This window comes from Massilia sp. Root335, from assembly GCF_001425685.1.
GTDB classification, from domain to species: domain Bacteria; phylum Pseudomonadota; class Gammaproteobacteria; order Burkholderiales; family Burkholderiaceae_D; genus Telluria; species Telluria luteola.
In genome coordinates this window covers 230,478-248,985 of the sequence record NZ_LMCY01000033.1, presented here as the reverse complement: position 1 = coordinate 248,985, position 18,508 = coordinate 230,478, and the positions used below count along the sequence as shown (strand labels likewise).

Genomic DNA, 18,508 nt, shown 5'->3' with positions numbered 1-18,508 from the left:
GTCAGCGCCCGAGCTGCTGGATGCGCCGCTCGACGAACCCCAGCAATTCCTCCGACAGTGCGCCGCTCGCGCGCGCCTTCTGGTACGCGTCGAGCGCCTCGCCGTTGCGCTTCTCGGCCTGCAGCGACATGCCGAGGCCCATCCACCACACGCCGTTCGACGGCATGGCCCGCACTGCCTGCTGATACTGCTCGGCCGCTTCGCGGTGGCGCTGCTGGCGCGCCAGCGCGGCCGCCACGAAGGCGTGGTAGTCGGGATCGTTGCCGGCATACGGCAATGTGCGCATCAAGGTATCGATCCCGTTGCCGCCCCGTTCGATCTGCAGGCGCGCCAGCAGCATCGCCATGGCCGGCTGGCGCGCGTCCAGCGTGAGGCCCAGCTGCAGCTGGCGCATCGCCTCGTCGGTGCGGTTCGCTTCGATCAGGAGGCCGACCAGCGTCTGGCGCGCCGCCTCGTGCGTGGGTTCGTACTTGAGCGCCTGTTCGAGCGCGGCCACCGTCTCGGTCATGCGGCCTTCCTGCAGGCTCGCCAGCGCGCGCCGGTAGTCGCCTTCCGCGCGCTGGGCGCCCGTTTCCTGGCGGCCCTGCGCGCCGTGCTTGCCCGTGGCGCCGGCGTCGTCCCGCGCGGCCGCGCGCGCCGCGGCCAGCAGCGCGGCGGACGTCTTCTTCACCGATTTTCCGCGCGCGGCCAGCGCCTGCGCCAACGCGCGGCGGGCCGCGCGCGCTTCCGCGCCGTCCGGCTCCATCGGCGCGACGTCCTGAGGGCGCACGGTGGGCGTCTTCTCGACCGTGCGCGCCGCCGCTTTCTCTTCCTTGCGCGCCGCCGCGAGACGCTTGCGCTCGGCGCGGCGTTCGGCCCGTGTCATGGACGTCGTGGCCGGCGTTTCCTCTGCCCGTTCGGCCGCCTGCGGCGTTGCCGGCGCGGCGCGCGGCGCTTCCACCGGCGCGGCTGCCGGCGCCTGGACCGGCCCGGTGACCACCTGCGGCGCCCGCACGGGGCCCGCGACGACCGGCGCCACCTTGACGGCGGCGACGGGCGCGGGCACGGCAGTCACGGGACGCGGGATGCGATGCAGCTGGGTCAAGGCCAGCCAGCCGAGCGCGCTCGCGGCGAGGGCGCCGCCGACCCCGCCCGCGATCGCGCGCCAGTCCGGCCGGTACGGTTCACGCGCGACAGGCTTCACCTGGCCCGGCAGTTCGCCGTCCTGGGGCGTGCCGCGCGCGTCGAGGTCCTGCAGCATCTTGTTAATCAGGCTCATTCCGGCTCCCCGTCAATGGCTCAGTGCCCACGCCAGGCCCGCCGCGGCGCCGGCCAGCACGGCCAGCAGCGCGGCCCTCGGCCACAGGCGGCGCCGGCTCGTCGCGAGCGTGTCGCGCGCGGCCGCGCTCACGTGCGCGCGCGCGACCTGCTGGCGCCCCTGGCCATAGCACAGCATCATGGCCTTGTGGGCGAGGATGTTGACGAGGCGCGGCACGCCGCCGCTGGCCGCGTACAGGCGCGCCACCGCGGCGCGCGAAAACAGGCGCGCGCCATCATACCCCGCCACGCGCAGGCGATGCGCCACATAGTAATCGAGGTCGTCGCGCGACAAGGGGCCGAGGTGGTAGTGGAACGTGATGCGCTGCGCCAGCTGGCGGATCGACTGCAGCTCCAGCTTGCGGTTCAGTTCCGGCTGGCCGAACAGGACGATCTGCAGCAGCTTGCGCTTTTCCGTCTCCAGATTCGTCAGCAGGCGCAGCGCCTCCAGCGTCTCGACGGGCATCGCCTGCGCCTCGTCGAGGCACAGCAGCACGCGCTTGTCCGCGGCCGCGAGGTCCAGCAGCCGGTGCGTGATCGCCTTCAGCACCGCGTGCTGGTCGGCGTCCTTGTCGTAGCCGACTTCCAGCTCGTCCGCGAGTGCGAGCATCAGCGTGCGCGGTTCCAGGTACGGGTTCGGGATGTAGGCGGTGACGAACTCGGGCCCCAGCGTCGCCATGAACTTGCGGCACAACAGGGTCTTGCCGGTGCCGACCTCCCCCGTGATCTTGATGAAGCCTTCGCCGGTGCGCGCCGCCACGAGCAGCGTATTCAGGGCTTCCTGCGAATGCGGGCTGCCGAAGAAGAAGCTGGTGTCGGGGGTGATCCCGAACGGCAGCTCGCGCAGGCCGAAGTGCGCCGTGTACATTCAGCGGTTCCCCCGGGCGCGCGGGTCGAGCTGCTCGATGCGGCGGTTGGTATCGAGCAGGTCGTCGTTCCAGTTGTTGACGCCTTCGACGATCGTCGGCTTGATCAGCACGACCAGCTCGCGCTTCTGGTTCACGCGCTTCTTGGCGCCGAACAGCGAGGACAGCACGGGCACGCTGCTGGTGCCCGGCACCTGCGAATCGTCCGCCGTGGACGACTGGCGCATCAAGCCGCCGATGGCCACGACCTGGCCGTTCTGGCCGCGCACGATGCTGTCCAGCTCCGACGTGGCCGACGCGGCCAGCGGCAGGTTCAGGCTGCCGGCCGTGCCCAGATTGACCGATTTGTTGATCGTCGAGACCTGGCTCACGGACGGGTGCACGTGCAGCAGGATGTTGCCCTTGTCGTCGATCTGCGGCGTGACGTCGAGCACGACGCCGGAGAAGAACGGCTGCAGCGTCACGCTCGGGGACACGGTGTTGCCGGTCGTCGTGGAATTCGTCGTCGTCTGCACGCCGGTGACGTAGAACTCGTCCGTGCCGATCTTGAGCACGGCCTTCTGGTTGTTGACCGCGGCCACGCGGGGGCTGGACAGCACGTGCACGGTGCCCTGCGTTTCGAGGAACGAGATCAGCGCGGCGAAGTTCGCCGTCTGCACGGCGAGGCCGAACATCGAGCCGGCCGTCCCCGCCGCATTCGACAGCGAGAAGCCGCTGCTGGCCGACAGGCCCGTGCTCGGATCCGTGATCGTGCCCGGCTGGCCGCCGCCGAACGGCAGCGGCGTGAGCGCGGCGCCCGGCGCGATGATGCCGCCCGAGACGCGGTTGTCGTGACCGCTCCTGATCGACGCGAACGAGGCCCAGTTGACGCCGCTCTGGTAACTGTCGTTCAGCTCCACCTCGAGGATCTTCGCTTCCAGGATCACCTGGCGGTCGACGGCGAGCTGCGTGGCCTTCAGGTAGGCGTCCACGTTGCGCAATTCGTCCGGCATGGCGCGGATCACGAGCACGCCCGACTGCGGGCTCACGACGACGCTGCGGCCGCCCTCCTTCGAGCCCACGATGGCTTCGATGGACAGTTTCAGGTCGCCCCAGAAATCGTTGGCGGAGGTGGTCGCGACGTCCGTGCTGTCCATCTGCGAGTTGCCCTGGCCGTTCGGATTGTTGCCGTTGTTGTTCTGGTTGTTGCCGTTGTTGTTCTGGCCCTGGTTGTTGTTGCCGTTGCCGTTCTGGTTGTTGACCGCGTTCGCCACCGACGTCGACGACACGCGCGTGTTCGACATGCCCGCGCGCTTGCCGACCAGGTAGTTCACGTGGAACATCTTGGTCTGCATCGTCAGCGGCTTGATCGAGATGCGCGTGCCCTCGATCTTGTAATCGTAGCCGTACATCTCGCGGATCGCGTCGAGCGTCTCCGGCAGGGTGACGTCCTTGAGGTTCGCCGTGATGGTGCCGGCGACGTCGGGATGCACGAGGATGTTGTAGCGCGTGCCGGCGACGATCGAGCGGAAGAACTGCTGCGCGGGCACGTTGTTGAAGGAGACGTTGAAGCGCTCTTCCAGCGCTGGCCGCGCCTTCGGCAACTGGGTGGCCAGCGCGGCGGCCGGCGGCAGCAGCGCGTCGGCGACGGCCGCGTCGACGGCCGGCGCGCCCGCCGGACGCGCGCTCGCGGCGCCGCGCACTTCGCCCTTGATGGCGTCGTAGGTCGTCGTGCTCGGCGTCGTCTGGCAGCCGGACAACGCCAGCACGGCGGCGGTGAGCGCAGCCAGGGTACGCATCGGGATACGCTTGTCGTTCATCCTCATCCTTTATCAGCGCCGCGCGGTACGGACAGGGGTCTTGCCGTCCGCGGCCTGCGCGTACAGGCGCAGCACGTGGCGCTCGCCGCCGCGCACCAGTTCGACTTCGTTCGCGTCGATGCGCGCGACCTTCGCGCCGTGGAAGCTGTCGCCCGGCCGCACCGTCTCGCCGTCGATCACGGCCAGGTGGCGCCCGCCCGCCGCGCGCCCGATCAGGATCGACTGCAGCTGCGGACCGCTGCCGGCGGCCGCGGGACCGCCCATCGCCGGCGTCGCGGCAGCGGGCGGCCTGGTCGGATCCTGCAGGCCTTGCGCGAACGCGCCGGCGGCGCATGACATCGTGCACAGCAAGGCGCAGAACGCCGCGCCGAGGGCGCGCTTGGTCGTCGTGATCACAGCTTCATCCATTTGGGGTCCAGGCTCAGGGTGTACAGCGTCAATGTGAGGCGCACGTTCGGATAGTCTTCCGCGTCCAGCTGCGCCTTGCCCCAGAACAGCTGGGTGGGCAGCGTCTCGAGCGCATGCATGTAGTCGACCATGTCGAGATAGCTGCCGCGCACCGTCAGCTCGACGCCGTGGCGGTACAGCAGGTCGGGCGACTTCACGACGGGCGGCGTGGCGGCCGGCGCGGCCGGTGCGCCGGCCGTCGGCGCGGCGGGCGGCGCGGTGCCGTCGTTCAGCGTCGTCACGGGCAGCGTCTTGAGCGACACGAGCTTCAGGCGGCCGTTCGCGCGCAGGATCGATTCCAGCAGCGGCGCGATGCGCTCCGGCGGCACGAGGCCTTTCTGCATCGTGCGCAGCTCGTCGCTCGTGCGCGCCGTCTCGGCACGCAGTTCGCCGAGGCGCTTGCGCAGCGCGACGTTCGGATCGTTGCCGTACGCGCGCGCCTTCGATGCGATGTCGGCGGCGATGCCGTCGACCGTGATGCCCTGTTGCTGCAACGTCGAGCGCAGCGTCGCTTCCTTGTGCGACAAGGGCGCGAACACGAAGGTATTCGAGAGGAACACGAGCACGACGACCGCGGCGCCGAACGCCATGATGCGTTCGCGCGGCTGCAGCGCTTCCACGCGCGCCGTGAACTGGTGCCAGCGGCGCTTCATTGCTGGCCTCCGGCGCTCGCGCCGCCGGACGACGCGGCGGCCGACTGCAGGCTGAATTCGACGTACGGCGCGGGCGCATCGGTCTCCTTGCCGTCGGCGCCGCGCACCTTGACGGCGCTCCCCTGGCCGATCTGCATGCTGCCGACCGGCATGCCCTGCAGCACGCGTTCGTTGCGCAGGCGCGCCAGGTAGCCCGGCACGAGGGCGGGATCGAGGGCGCGGCCGCGCACGCCGATGTCCACGCCGGCGCCGGCGATGGAGACGCCCGTCAGCCACAGGCCGTCGACGCTCTGGCGCGCCAGCGCGCGGAAGTATTCGGCATAGCCCTGGGTATTGCCCAGGTCCCCGTGCGCGATCACGTCGGCCACGCGGCGCAGCGCGTCGTGCTCGGCCTGCGCGTCGGCCAGCTCGGCTTCGAGCCGGCCGTCCTTCGTGCGCGGCGCGAATTCGGCGGCGGCGGCTTCCAGGCGCTTCTGCGCCTGCTGCACGCGGTCCTCGCCGCGCGCGACTTCGGCCTGCAGGCCCATCACACGCACCTTGGCGTAGACGCCGGTCCCGACGAGGCCCAGCACGAGCACGCCCAGCGCGGCGGCCATCGCGTTGACGGAGAAGATCTTCTTCTGCGGCTGGAAAGCAGGATTGAAGAGGTTGATCTGCTGGCTCATGCGGCGCCCTCCTCCTGGCGCAGCGCGGCGCCGATGGGCACGAAGAAGCGCTGCTGGCGTGCCGGGTCCGCGAGGTCGGGGACGCGCTCGAGGTCGAGCAGCGTGGCCAGGTCCAGCGTCTCGACGCGGGTGTACAGGTTGCTCGACAGGTATTCTTCCAGGCCCGTGGCGCCGGTCGGCGCCAGCACGAGCTTGGCCACGCTGATGAACGCGAACTGGCGCTCGAAGTTGTCGAGGGACCGCTGCAGCTCCAGCGTGATCTTGTCGAAGCTCTGGTGCTTGCGGTCGTGGTCGTCGTCGAGGACCTGGGCCACCGTCACGTCGATGCGGCGCGACAGATACAGCTCGCCGCGCCACGACACGGTCAGGAGGCCGCCGTCCTCGCCGAACGACAGCATGGCGACGCCGCGGCCTTCCGGCTCCAGCAGGGCCGACACGTTACGCTGGGCCATCTCGGGGATGTCGATCACGCGCAGCTTGACCTTGGCCGCGTTGAACAGCTTCTGGCGCGCGGCGATCACGCCGTTGCGCGCGGCGATGGCGAATACGCTTTGCTGCGGACGCACGACCGCGTTCGGGTCGAGCGGGATGTCGAGGACGTCGAACGTGGCCTCGTCGATGGGGAAGTCGAGGATGTCCTTGAGGCGCCAGCGCATCGCGCTTTTCAGTTCCTCGCGCGGGACGTTCGGCGATTCGACCGACATGAACTGGTAGTCGCCGCCCGCCAGCACCGTCGTGCAGCGGTGGTTCGCGCTGTGCATCTCCCTGGCGGCCTTGTCGAGTGCATCGGCGGACGGCGTGCCCGGGAAGAAGACGGCATGCGTCACGGCCGGCTTCGCGCCTTCCGTACCGCCACGGCGCACGCTGGCCGCCGCGATCCCGTCGCGCTGCGGCACCATGGCCAGCCAGGCTGCATTGTTCTGTGCTTTACTGAAAAAACCCATGCGTGGCGATGGTATCCGTGACTGAGTCGAGATAGAAGAGCTAGAGGCTTGATTATATTCAAGCGGGAGGAAAATCCGATACCAAAATTTTACTCTGAGAGAATATTTTCGGTTTTCCGTGTGGAACTACTAATGGGTGTGGTCAATACGCTGCATTCATTGGAGGCGCTACCCGGCGCCCCAATGAGAAACGGCGCCGAAGCGCCGTTTCTCAAGGCCATGCCAGGCGGCGATTATTCGCAGTCGGCCGCCGTCAGCGTGCCCGTCGAGCCCAGCGTGATCGTCGGGCCGGACGTTGCCGAGGTCGGCTCCTTGTACTTGACGTAGCACTTGAGGCCCGTCGGCGAGCTGGCGGCGCTCTTCGGGACGATCATGATCTCGTCGGCGGCCGTCGACACCGAGTTCGCGTCGTTCGGATGGCTCGGGGGATAGACCTTGTAGTCACTCGACAGGCCGGCGGCGTCGCCCAGGCCGGTGTCCGCCCTCGGGTAGCCGGAAGCGAAGGCCGTCTGGTAGGTGATCGTCGCGCTTTCCACCGCCAGCGTCGTCAGCGCCGTGCCGGTATTGACCAGATATTTGCCATGGGCCATCGCAGCCGTCGCGGCCAGGGAGCCTTTCGCCGCCTGCAGGCTGGCAAGGCGTGCATCGCCGCCCAGGCTGGCAAACTTCGGCAATGCCGTCGCCGCCAGAATGCCCAGGATCACGATCACGACGATCAATTCGATCAAGGTGAAGCCGCCCTGCGCATTGTTCTTGATACTTGCTTTCATGCTCTCTCCGATGATGATGCGGCGTCCACGCCGCGTGGGTTGTGGTTTAACGACTGCCTTGCGTATCGACTTCGTTCAGCGCAAGGCTCATCGCGGGCTTCCCCGCGACTGTGACATTTCGCGTTAATTCTACCTTGAACGCGGGCAATTCCGATTTACCCGAGGCAAATCTTTCTCGTTCCGAGGTGACATAGACAAGGGTTTTGTCGCGCGGATCGAACACCCACCCGTTGCGTGCCACGCGACCCTGTGCGGATAGTGCGAATTCACCGAGGTAATTCGCCGGGGGCCGCGCCAGCAGGCGGATGGGATTCTCCTGCGCGAGCGCCGCCAGCGCCTCCGTGCGGCCCTGCGCCAGCGCGCGCGCCGCCTCGACCTGCAGCGCCGTGCGCAGCGCTGCGACGGTCTGGCGCGTTGCCGCATCTTCGGCCGCGCGGCGGTAGCCGTCCAGGCGGTGCAGCAGCACGGCGCACAGCGCGGCGGTGACGGCGACGACGAGCGCGAATTCCAGCAGCGAGAAGCCGCGCGGGCGCGTATGTCCGGTGCTTGCCATGGTGGTCCTCATGTCAGTGATGCAGGGCTGCCTTGCCCAGGTCCCAGATCGGCAGGAAGATGCCCAGCGCCAGCACGAGCACCATCGCACCGAGGAAGGTGATCAGGATCGGCTCGATCTGGCTGGACAGCGTCTTGAGTTCGTAATCGACTTCGCGCTCGTACATCTGCGCGATCTCGTCCATCAGGTCGTCGAGCGACCCGGATTCCTCGCCCACGGCGATCATCTGCAGGACGATCGGCGTGAACACGTGGGCATTGGTCGCCGTGCGCAGGATGCTTTCGCCGCGCTCGACGCCGTCGCGCATCTGGTCGAGGCGCAGCGTCAGATAGGCATTGTCGGCCGTCTGCGCGACGACCGTGAGGGCTTGCACGATCGGCACGCCGCTGCGGATCGACAGCGCGAAGCTGCGCGCGAAGCGGGCCATCGTGGCCTTGTGGATGATCTTGCCGGCGATGGGAAAGCGCAGCTTGTAGCGGTCCCACGTGAGGCGGCCCGCCGCCGTGCGCGTCCAGGCGCGGAAGCCCATGAACGCGGCCACCGCCGCGCCGGCCATCACGGGCCAGTAGTCGACCGTGAAGCGCGACGTCGCGATCAGGATGCGCGTCATCAGCGGCAGTTCGGCGTGGAAGCTCTGGAAGACCTTCTCGAACTGCGGGATCACGAACACGTTCACGACGACCATCGCCGCGATCATCGCGACGATGACGAACGTGGGGTAGCGCAGCGCGGTCTTCACCCGGTCGCGCATGTCGCGGTCGAATTCGAGGTGGTCGAACAGGCGCAGGAACACGTCTTCCAGGCGGCCCGTCATCTCGCCCACGCGCACCATCGACAGGTAGAACGGGGTGAAGCATTCGGTGTGGCGGCGCATCGCCGTCGACAGTTCGCGGCCCGCGTCCAGCGATTCGCGCAGGTCCTGGATCACGCGCGCGAAGCTTTTGTTGGTCGCCGACTCCTGCAGCCCGGCCAGCCCGCGCATGATCGGCACGCCGGACTTCAGCAGCGTGTAGATCTGGCGGCTGAACAGCTGCACGTCGATCGAGGTGACCTTCTGGCGCGTCAGCCGCTGCCACAGGCCTTCGCCGGCGTCGCCGCCGCCCGACGTGGCCTTGCGGGTGGTCGGGGTGATGTCCAGCGGGGTGACGCCGGTGCCGGACAGCTGGTCGGCCACGGCGGCGCTGTCGGCGCCTTCCAGCACCCCCTGCATCAATTCGCCGCGCGCGTTGCGGCCTTTATAGGCAAAGAACGGCATGGGTGCTTATCAGTCGTCCATCTGGTTACTAATGCGCATGGCTTCCGCGACCGTCGTGCGGCCCTGGATCGCGAGGCGCACGCCGCTGCGGCGCAGCGTCTCGCCGCGCATCTCGGCATGCGCCACTTTCAGGAAGTGCCCGGGGTCCGGATGGTTCGCGGCCTCGTTGACGGCGCGCGTCATCTCCAGCAGTTCGTACACGCCCGTCCGTCCGCGGTAGCCCGTGCCGTTGCAGTGCGAGCAGCCGCGCCCGTGGAAGAACGGCACCGTCTCGGCGCGGTCGCCCAGTTCGGCGCGCAGCCAGGCGCGCTCCGGCGCCGGCAGCGGGTACGGCTCCGAGCAGCTTTCGCAGATCACGCGCACGAGACGCTGCGCCAGCACGGCCTGCAGCGACCCGCTCACCATGTAGCGCGGGACGCCCATGTCCATCAGGCGCAGCGGCGTCGATGCGGCGTCGTTCGTGTGCAAGGTCGACAACACCAGGTGGCCCGTCATGGCGGCGCGCAGGCCGATCTGCGCCGTCTCCTGGTCGCGCATCTCGCCGACCAGCACGATGTCCGGGTCCTGGCGCAGCGCCGAGCGCAGCACGCGCGCGAAATTCAGCTCGATCTTGTCGTTGACCTGCACCTGGTTGATGCCGGACAGCCGGTATTCGATCGGGTCCTCGACCGTGATCAGCTTCTTCTCCACCGAGTTCAGCTCGGCGAGCGCGCTGTACAGCGTGGTCGTCTTGCCGGAACCCGTCGGCCCGGTTACGAGCACGAGCCCGTTCGGGCGCTGGACGATGGCCCGGAAGCGCTCGACCAGCGCGGCCGGCATGCCGATCGCATCCAGGCGCAACGTGGTGCCGACCTGGTTCAACAGACGCATGACGACGGATTCGCCGTACTGCGTGGGCATGGTCGAGATACGGACGTCGATGCGCTGGTTGCGCACCTTGACGGCGAAGCGGCCGTCCTGCGGCAGGCGCTTTTCCGAGATGTCGAGGTCCGCCATCAGCTTCAGGCGCAGCGCCAGCGGCGTCGCGATCTTGATGTCGGCCTCGGTCTGCAGGTGCAGCACGCCGTCGATGCGGAAGCGGATCTGCAGGCGGCCGTCCTGCGGTTCGATGTGGATGTCCGATGCGCGCACCTGGGCGGCGTCGTCGAACACCGACTGGAGCAGCTTGACGACCGGCGCTTCTTCCAGCCCGGAGTTGGCGGACAACGCGCCGAAGTCGACCGACGTCGTGTCGCCCAGGTCCTGTTCCAGCTCGCGCGCGAGGCCCGTGATCTCGCCCGTGCGGCGGTAGATGCGGTCGATCGCCTGCAGCACTTCCGTCTCGTTGACGACGGCCAGTTCGACGCCCTTCTTCAGCAGGCGCGCGATCTCGTCGTAGGCAAACAGGTCGGTCGGGTCGGAGACGCCGACGAGCACCGTGTCGGCGCGGTCTTCCAGCACCAGCGCCCGGAAGCGGCGCGCCTGCGTTTCCGGCAGCAGGCGCACGACGTCCTGGTTGATGTTGTAGAACTTGAGGTTGAGGTAGGGGATGCCGAGCTGGCGCGCGAGCGCGCCGGAAATCTGCTCTTCCGTGACGAAGCCGCTCTCGACGAACACGCGGCCCAGCTTGCGGCCGCTGCGCTTCTGGTCGGCCAGGGCCTGGTTCAGCTGGTCTTCCGACAGCAGCTTTTGTTGCACCAGGATTTCGCCAAGTCGGACTTTTTCGGGCCGCGCCATACCACCTCTTCGATCAATGTAGGACTAGTCCTGCATTGTATGTCACAGGAACGAAAAATTAACCTAGAGAATGACTTTACGTAACGCAAAACGTATCGTCGGCGCGACTCCATGCCTATCCGGCATGCCAGGCAAGAAACAGTGTTGTCAAAATTCGGGGTCAGAGCCCTGTTTCGATCAATTGCCACGAATCGGGCTCTGACCCCGAATTTACGGGTTGCGGGACAGGAATCGTGTTGTCGGCATCAAGGGGGTTTGCCGCTCGCGCCTGCTGGGCTACCATGTCTTATGGCGCCGCGTCGGCTGCGCACCCTTCGCGGAGCTTGCAGTGCAGTTGTTACAACGTCGTTCGCTACCTTCCATTCGCGCCAAGCTGGTGACGCTCGTGCTGGCGTGCGCCCTGCCGATCCTGATCGGCTACCTCGTATTCGCCACCGACGCCGACAAGCGCGAACGGGCCCACATCGCCGAGGATGCCGAAATGATCGCGCGCGCGCTGGCGGCGGCCGTCGACCGCGACCTCGCCAACGGCGAAACCGCGGCGCGCACCCTGGCCAACCAGGCCAACCTGGCGAACGGCGACCTGGCCGCCTTCCACACGGCCGCGCGCCGGCTGCTGCGGCCCGAATTCCCCGCCTACGCCGTCGCCGTCAGCGCGCCGGACGGCACCGTGCTGCTGGACACGCGCCACACGCTCGGCAGCGTCCTGCCCCCGCGCGGCAACGAAGCGGACGTGCGCACCGTGTTCAATACGGGCGACACGGTCACGTCGGGCCTGCACCGCGGCGACGCCACGCAGCCATGGGTGATTTCGGTCGCGGTGCCGGTCTGGCGCGGCGGCAAGGTCGCGTATGCGCTGACCGTCGAGCTGCGCCCGCGCCGCCTGCAGGAACTGCTGGCGAACCAGAACCTGCCGCCGCACTGGACCGCCCTCGTGTTCGACAACCACCGCAAGCTCGTCGCGTTCCGCGGGCACACGCTGCACGCGATCAGCGACACCATGCGTCCGGAACTGGCGCGGGCGCTGGCCAACCGGCCGCTCGGCCTCGTCGAGCTGCTCGACCACGGGCCGCAGCCGATGTACGCGGCCTATGCGCGCACGCTCGGGCACGACTGGGCCGTGGCGATCGGCTTCCCGCGCCACGCGGCGCGCGAGATCCTCGGCCCCGATCCCGCCACCACGCTCGCGTGGATCGCCGTCATGCTGGCCATCAGCCTCGGCGCCGCCTGGCGCATCGGCGACTCGATCGCGCGCTCGGTGCGGGCCCTGACCGAGCCGGCGGCGGCGCTCGGGCGCGGCGAGGCGCTCGTCATCCCGCCGCTGGCGATCCGCGAAGCGGCGACCGTCGCGCGCGCGCTGGGCAAGGTCGAGGGCGAACTGCAGCAGTACCGCGCCGGCCTCGAATCGCTCGTGGCCGAGCGCACCAACGAGCTGCAGCGCTCCTCCGCCATGCTGGCCACCGTGTATGCCACGGCGCCCGTCGGCCTGGCCTTCGTCGACCGCAGCCTCAAGGTCGTCATGATCAACGACTACCTGGCGGCCGTGAACGCGCTGCCGGCCAGCGCCCACGTCGGCCGCACATTCCCCGAACTGCTGGGTGAACGGGGCGTCCACATCGAGAAGCCGTACCGCCAGGTGCTCGCGTCGGGGCGGCCGCTGATCGAGGTCGAGGACAGCGGCGACACCCCCGCGCAACCGGGCGTGTTGCGCCACTGGATCTGCAGCTACTACCCCGTGTACGGCCCGGAGCGCGAGCTGGTCGGCATCAACGCCGTCGTGCTCGACATCACGGAGCGCAAGCGCGAGGAACAGCGCAACCGCGACAACGAGGAGCTGTTCCGCACCCTGTTCGAAGGGTCGGGCGACGCCCACGTGCTGATCGCCTACGGGGCCGGCTTCCTCAGCGCCAACCAGGCCGCGATCGACCTGTTCGGCTGCGCCGGCGCGGACGAATTCCTCGCGATGGCGCCGGCCAGCAGCTCGCCCGAACTGCAGCCGAACGGGCGCCGCTCGGACGACATGTGGAACGAGGCGATGCGGCGCGCACTCGACACGGGCGGCAGCCGCTTCGAATGGATCTACCGGCGCCGCGACGGCTCGCAGTTCCACGCCGACGTGCTGCTCAACAGCGTCGACATCGGCGGCCGCGGCATCGTGCAGGGCACCATCCGCGACATCAGCGCCCGCGTGGAGACGGCCGCCGCGCTGCGCGCCGCCAGCCGCCGGCTGGAAGAGAGCGAACGCATGATCCGCACCGTGACGGACCACCTGCCCGCGCTCGTCGGCTACTGGGACGCGGACATGCGCTGCCGCTTCGCGAACAAGCCCTATTGCGACTGGCTCGAGCGTTCCTCCTCCGACATCGTCGGCCGCCACATGCGCGAGCTCGTCGACGAGGAACAGATCGCGGAAGTGCAGACCTACCTCGACGGCGTCCTGCGCGGCGAGCGCCAGTTCTTCGAACGCAGGCTGCACCGCAAGGGCTCCGGCAAGGTGATCCAGGCGTGGGGCAGCTACATCCCCGACATCGATCCGGACGGGCAGGTGCAGGGTTTCTACATGCTGCATGCCGACATCACGGAACTGAAACGCACGCAGTCGCGCCTGGAGGAAGCGCTGCACGCGGCCGAAGCGGCCAGCAGCGCCAAGGGCGAATTCCTCGCCAACATGAGCCACGAGATCCGCACGCCGATGAACGCCGTCATCGCCCTCGCGCGCCTGCTCGAGGAGGCCGACCTGGGCCGGCGCGAGCGCGGCTACGTGGCGCGCATGCAGATGGCCGCGAAGTCGCTGCTGTCGATGCTGAACGACGTGCTCGATTATTCGAAGGTGGAAGCGGGCCAGCTGGTGCTCGAGCAGACCCCGTTCGCGCTGGACGACGTCCTGTCCAGCATCGCCGCGATGTCCGCGACGGGCGCCTGGAACAAGGGCATCGAGCCCGTGTTCGCGGTCCATCCCGACGTGCCGGCCCGCCTCGTGGGCGACCCGATGCGGCTCGGCCAGGTGCTGCTCAACCTCGTCAGCAACGCGATCAAGTTCACGGAGCGGGGCGAAGTCGTGCTGGCGATCGACCCGGTGGGCCGCGACGGCGACCGGATCGCGCTCGGCTTCACCGTGCGCGACAGCGGCATCGGCATCGCGCCCGAGCAGCAGCAGCGCATGTTCGAGGCGTTCTCGCAGGCCGACACCTCCACGAGCCGCAAGTACGGCGGCACGGGCCTGGGCCTGGCGATCAGCCGGCGCCTCGTGCGCCTGATGGGCGGCGAGCTGCGGGTGGACAGCGCGCCGGGCCGGGGCGCCACGTTCCGCTTCGCCGCCTCGTTCGGCACCGCGCCGGACGCCGCGGCGCCGGTCCATCAAGCGAATGCGCCGCTGCGCGTGCTGGTGGCGGACGACAATGCGAGCAGCCGCGCCGCGCTGGCCGGGCTGCTCGCGGCGCGCGGGTGGCACGTCGCGACGGCCGCCAGCGGCGCCGACACGCTCGCGCTGCTGCGTGCCGAAGGACCGTTCGACGTCGCGTTCATCGACAGCGTGCTGGGCGACCTGGACGGCGCCTCCGTGATCGCCTTCGCGCGCGCCGACCGGGCCATCGCCCTGCCCCGCTGCGCGCTGCTGGCCGCCGATCCGGAGCGCGAACGCGTCGATGCGGTGGCGGCCGACCTGCGCATCGACGCCGTGCTCGCGAAACCGTTCACGCCGGGCGCGCTGGCCGACGTGCTGGCGGAACTGCACAGCGGCGCCCCGGCGCCGGCCCCGCACCGCACGGCGCCGCTCGGCGGGCGCCTCGCCGGCATGCGCGTGCTCGTCGTCGAAGACAATCTGCTCAACCAGGAAGTGGCGAACTACGTGCTCGTGCACGCCGGCGCCAGCGTCGATTTCGCGGCGAACGGCCGCATCGCCGTCAGCATGCTGGGCGAACATTCGGCCGGCAATGCGGCGGCCCAGTACGACGCCGTGCTGATGGACTTGCAGATGCCCGTGATGGACGGTTTCGAAGCGACGGCCGCGATCCGCGCGATGGGCCTCGACCGCCTGCCCGTGATCGCGATGACGGCCAACGCCCTCGACGAGGACCGCCGCCGCGCCCGCGCCGCCGGCATGAGCGACTACCTCGCCAAGCCGATCGACGTGGACGAACTGGTGGACATGCTGAGCCGCCTCACGGGCCGCCCGGCGGCGCCCGCGCCCGACGCCGCCGACGCCGCCGGCACCGCGCCGGCGTCCGGACCGGCCGCGCCGGCCTACCTGCCCGGCATCGACCTGAAGGCGACGCTGCCCCGCTTCGGCGGCAGTTTCGCCAACTTCGCCGCCCTGTTCAAGCGCTTCGAAAGTTCGCAGGGCGGCGCCGTGTCCGACATCCGGGCCCTGCTCGACGCGGGCGACCGCACCGCCGCGGGCCAGGCCGCGCACCGCCTGCGCGGCGTGGCCGCCAACCTGGGCGCGACGGACGTGGCCGGGCAGGCGCTGGAACTGGAGCGGGCGCTGCGCAGCGAGGACGCCGCGGCGCTCGCGCTGCGCCTGGCCCGCCTCGAGGCTGCCCTGCGGATCGTGCTGGACGCGGCGCGCGACCTCCCGGCCCCGCAACCGGCGGACGCGGCACCGGCACAGGCGGAAGATAGCGCTACCTTGCGGCGCGAGTTGGCGCAGCTGCTCGATTTGCTCCACAATAACAACATGAAAGCGATGGCGCAGTTCGAGACGCTGCGTCCCGCCCTCGCCCGGCTGGAGCCCGGCGCCGTGGCGCCGCTGGCGGACGCGGTGGCGACGCTGCGCTTCGAAGAGGCGGCGCAGCTGGTGCGCGCGCTACTGGACACGAAGGAGGATGCATGAGCTGGACCGATATGGCCTTGAACGGCCGCATCCTGGTGGTCGACGATGCGATGGAAAACATCCAGATCCTGCACGGCGCCCTGCAGGACGAGCACGAAGTCCTGTTTGCGCTGGACGGTCCGCGCGCGCTCGACATCGCCCGCACCCAGCAGCCCGACCTGATCCTGCTGGACGCCGTGATGCCGGGCATGGACGGTTATGCCGTCTGCAAGGAGCTCCTCGCGGCGCCCGAGACGAGCGACATCCCCGTGATCTTCGTGACCGCGCTGAAGTCGCCCGAGGACGAGACGCGCGCGCTGGGCGCCGGCGCCGCCGACTTCATCAGCAAGCCCGTGAACGCGGCCGTCGTGCGGGCGCGCGTGCGCACCCAGCTCACCGTCAAGCGCCAGCGCGACGCCTTGCGCGCCCTGATCCTCACCGACGCGCTGACGGGCGTGGCCAACCGCCGCGCCTTCGACGAACGCCTCGACGCCGAATGGCGCCGCTGCGGGCGCGCCGGCCTGCCGGTGGCGCTGATCCTGGTCGACATCGACCATTTCAAGCTGTACAACGACCACTACGGCCACCAGGCCGGCGACGCGACCCTGATGCAGTTCGCGGCGGCGATGCGCCGCGCCGCCGCGCGCACGCAAGACCTCGTGGCCCGCTACGGCGGCGAGGAATTCGCGGTCCTGCTGCCGCAGCTGGACAGCCGTGGCGCCACCGGCGTGGCGCACCGGCTCATGGCGGAACTGGAGCATCTGGGCATCCCGCACGAGGCCTCGCCGACGGCTGCGTACCTGACGGCCAGCATGGGCATCGCGTGCATGGTGCCGGGCGAGCACAGTCTCCCGGCCGACCTGATCCAGGTCGCGGACGCCCTGCTCTACCAGGCCAAGGCCGAGGGCCGCAACCGCTTCCGCCTCGGCGGCGCGGAATGCATCGGTTGATACCCGGAACCGTACCCGGCTTCGCTCCCGCGCAGGCGGCCGCGCGCGACCTGCACGCGTCGCGACGGCGCGCGCAACTTGGGTCCCCGCCTGCGCGGGGACGACGATTCGCAGATCGCGGTCTCAGGCGTAGCGGCGCACGAGGAATTCGGCCACGCAGACCGGCTTCGTGCCGCCCTCGCGTTCGACCGTCACGGCCAGCGTGAGCTGGCTGGACCCCGCTTCTTCGTCCAGCGCCGCCAGCACGATCGCCCCGCGCACACGGCTGCCGGCCGGCACCGGCGCGGGAAAGCGCACCTTGTTCAGCCCATAGTTCACGACGAGCTTCGCATCGACCATCACGAGCACGTCGGCCAGCATCGACGGCAGCAGCGACAGCGTGAGGAAGCCGTGCGCCACGGTCGTGCCGAACGGCGATTCGCGCGCGCTGCGGTCCGGGTCGACGTGGATCCACTGGTGGTCGTCGGTGGCGTCGGCGAACGTGGCGATGCGCTCCTGGCCGACCTCGAACCAGCGCGAGCGGCCGAGCTCCGTGCCCACGAGGGCCTTCAGCGCATCCAGCCCGCTCACTTCGTGCAATGCCTTAGCCATCGCGCGCCTCCCCGCCGGGCCGGCGCCCGAACATGCCCATGCCCTCGACCGTGCACACGGTCTCGCCATGCTGGTTGATGGCGACCCACTTCGACCAGACGACGCCGCGGTCAGGCTTGGACGCCGACGCCTTGACCTGCACGGTCCGGTAGCGCACGTTCAGCGTGTCGCCCGCGCGCACGGGCGCGAGCCAGCGCACGCCATCCAGGCCGGGCGAGCCCATGCTCGACGATCTGCCGAGCAGGCCGTCGACGACGAGGCGCATCATCATGCCGCACGTGTGCCAGCCGCTGGCGATGACGCCGCCGTAGATCGAGTGCGCGGCCGCATCCCGGTCGACGTGGAACGGCTGCGGATCGTAGTCGCGCGCGAACGCGACGATCTCCTCTTCCGTGACGGTGCGCAGGCCCAGGTCGATGTCCTGGCCCGGCTCGAAATCCTCGAAATACCAATACGCCTTCATGCGACCTCCCCGTCAATGAAGCCCGGCTGCGCGATGAAGCGGGCCAGGTGATGGTCGCAATCGCCCAGGGTCAGTTCGAACGTCGACAGGCGCTTGAAATAATGCGAAGCGGGCAGCTCGTCCGTCACGCCCATGCCGCCGTGCAGCTGGACCGCCTGCTGGCCGACGAAGCGCGCGGCCTGGCCCACGCGGTACTTGGCGGCCGAGACCGCGCGGCGGCGCTCGGCCGCGTTGCCGCCGCCGGCCTCGCGTGCGTCTTCCGCGACGCGCACGGCCGCCAGCAGCGCCATCGAACGGGCCTGCTCCAGGTGCACGTACATGTCGGCCATGCGGTGCTGCAGCGCCTGGAACTTGCCGATCGGGACGCCGAACTGCTGGCGCGTCTTGAGGTAGTCGAGCGTCGCGCCGAACAGGGCGTCCATCGCGCCGAGCGCCTCGGCGCACAGCAGGGCCGCACCGTAATCGGCCGCCGCTTCCAGGATGTCCCAGCCGGCGTCCGCCGTGCCGATCACGGCGGCGGCGTCCACGCGCACGTCGCGCAGCAGCACGTCGGCGGCGCGCTGGCCGTCCAGCATGCGCACGTCCCGCGTGACGACGCCCGGCGCATCCGCCGCGACCGCGAACAGGGTGATGCCCGCCTCGTCGCGCTGGCCGCCGGCGCTGCGCGCCGACACGACCAGCACGCCGGCCTGGGCGCCGTGCAGCACGACCTTCTTTTCGCCGTCGAGGC

General features: G+C 69.6%; 16 protein-coding genes. 2 read left to right on the top strand and 14 right to left on the bottom strand.

Translation table 11 applies throughout. The features are described 5' to 3' along the window. Window position 1 precedes the first annotated feature (1 nt). From ASC93_RS19060 to ASC93_RS19010, 11 genes are all read right to left on the bottom strand, one after another. The gene (locus ASC93_RS19060) at window positions 2-1,258 is read right to left on the bottom strand and encodes a M48 family metallopeptidase (protein ID WP_056445823.1); all 1,257 of its coding nucleotides are present in this window, start codon (window positions 1,256-1,258) and stop codon (window positions 2-4) included. A 12-nt stretch (window positions 1,259-1,270) separates the two neighbouring features. Next, entirely contained in the window at window positions 1,271-2,164 is an 894-nt protein-coding gene (locus ASC93_RS19055; protein ID WP_056445820.1) for an ExeA family protein, read from the bottom strand. Continuing rightward, a complete protein-coding gene (gene mshL, locus ASC93_RS19050) occupies window positions 2,165-3,961 on the bottom strand; it encodes a pilus (MSHA type) biogenesis protein MshL (RefSeq protein WP_157202008.1) in 1,797 nt (598 codons plus the stop codon). A gap of 12 nt (window positions 3,962-3,973) precedes the next feature. Beyond that, window positions 3,974-4,369, bottom strand: a complete 396-nt coding sequence (locus tag ASC93_RS19045; protein WP_229412796.1) for a hypothetical protein — start codon at window positions 4,367-4,369, stop codon at window positions 3,974-3,976. Further along, on the bottom strand, window positions 4,354-5,061 hold the full coding sequence (locus ASC93_RS19040) for a hypothetical protein (RefSeq protein WP_056445817.1): 708 nt from the start codon (window positions 5,059-5,061) through the stop codon (window positions 4,354-4,356). The genes ASC93_RS19045 and ASC93_RS19040 overlap by 16 nt, the downstream gene beginning before the upstream one ends. Beyond that, window positions 5,058-5,726, bottom strand: coding sequence for a PilN domain-containing protein (locus ASC93_RS19035; protein ID WP_056445814.1), 669 nt, complete (start codon window positions 5,724-5,726; stop codon window positions 5,058-5,060). The genes ASC93_RS19040 and ASC93_RS19035 overlap by 4 nt, the downstream gene beginning before the upstream one ends. Next, window positions 5,723-6,670, bottom strand: a complete 948-nt coding sequence (gene pilM / locus ASC93_RS19030; RefSeq protein ID WP_056445811.1) for a pilus assembly protein PilM — start codon at window positions 6,668-6,670, stop codon at window positions 5,723-5,725. Before pilM ends, ASC93_RS19035 begins: the two co-directional genes overlap by 4 nt. A 233-nt stretch (window positions 6,671-6,903) precedes the next feature. Then, the gene (locus ASC93_RS32635) at window positions 6,904-7,440 is read right to left on the bottom strand and encodes a type II secretion system protein (RefSeq protein WP_056445807.1); all 537 of its coding nucleotides are present in this window, start codon (window positions 7,438-7,440) and stop codon (window positions 6,904-6,906) included. 46 nt (window positions 7,441-7,486) lie between these two features. Continuing rightward, entirely contained in the window at window positions 7,487-7,993 is a 507-nt protein-coding gene (locus ASC93_RS19020; protein ID WP_056445805.1) for a type II secretion system protein, read from the bottom strand. A gap of 13 nt (window positions 7,994-8,006) precedes the next feature. Next, window positions 8,007-9,248, bottom strand: a complete 1,242-nt coding sequence (locus ASC93_RS19015; RefSeq protein WP_056445802.1) for a type II secretion system F family protein — start codon at window positions 9,246-9,248, stop codon at window positions 8,007-8,009. A gap of 9 nt (window positions 9,249-9,257) precedes the next feature. Beyond that, window positions 9,258-10,964, bottom strand: coding sequence for a GspE/PulE family protein (locus tag ASC93_RS19010; RefSeq protein ID WP_056445799.1), 1,707 nt, complete (start codon window positions 10,962-10,964; stop codon window positions 9,258-9,260). A 328-nt stretch (window positions 10,965-11,292) separates the two neighbouring features. Between ASC93_RS19010 and ASC93_RS19005 the strand changes: the two genes are divergently transcribed. Both ASC93_RS19005 and ASC93_RS19000 read left to right on the top strand, forming a co-directional pair. After that, window positions 11,293-15,795 (top strand): PAS domain-containing protein, encoded by a 4,503-nt coding sequence (locus ASC93_RS19005; protein ID WP_229412795.1) that lies wholly within the window; start codon window positions 11,293-11,295, stop codon window positions 15,793-15,795. Next, the gene (locus ASC93_RS19000) at window positions 15,792-16,724 is read left to right on the top strand and encodes a diguanylate cyclase (protein WP_056445793.1); all 933 of its coding nucleotides are present in this window, start codon (window positions 15,792-15,794) and stop codon (window positions 16,722-16,724) included. Before ASC93_RS19005 ends, ASC93_RS19000 begins: the two co-directional genes overlap by 4 nt. A gap of 123 nt (window positions 16,725-16,847) precedes the next feature. On the opposite strand, the gene ASC93_RS18995 is transcribed toward ASC93_RS19000, so the two are convergent. The 3 genes from ASC93_RS18995 to ASC93_RS32275 all read right to left on the bottom strand — a co-directional run. Continuing rightward, on the bottom strand, window positions 16,848-17,315 hold the full coding sequence (locus tag ASC93_RS18995; RefSeq protein WP_056445790.1) for a MaoC family dehydratase: 468 nt from the start codon (window positions 17,313-17,315) through the stop codon (window positions 16,848-16,850). Next, window positions 17,308-17,778 carry a MaoC family dehydratase gene (locus ASC93_RS18990; protein ID WP_056445786.1) on the bottom strand — a complete coding sequence of 157 codons (471 nt, stop codon included), beginning with the start codon at window positions 17,776-17,778 and terminating at the stop codon, window positions 17,308-17,310. Before ASC93_RS18990 ends, ASC93_RS18995 begins: the two co-directional genes overlap by 8 nt. After that, on the bottom strand, window positions 17,775-18,508 hold a 734-nt coding region (locus ASC93_RS32275; RefSeq protein WP_267874959.1), incomplete at its 5' end, for an acyl-CoA dehydrogenase family protein. The genes ASC93_RS18990 and ASC93_RS32275, both read right to left, overlap by 4 nt.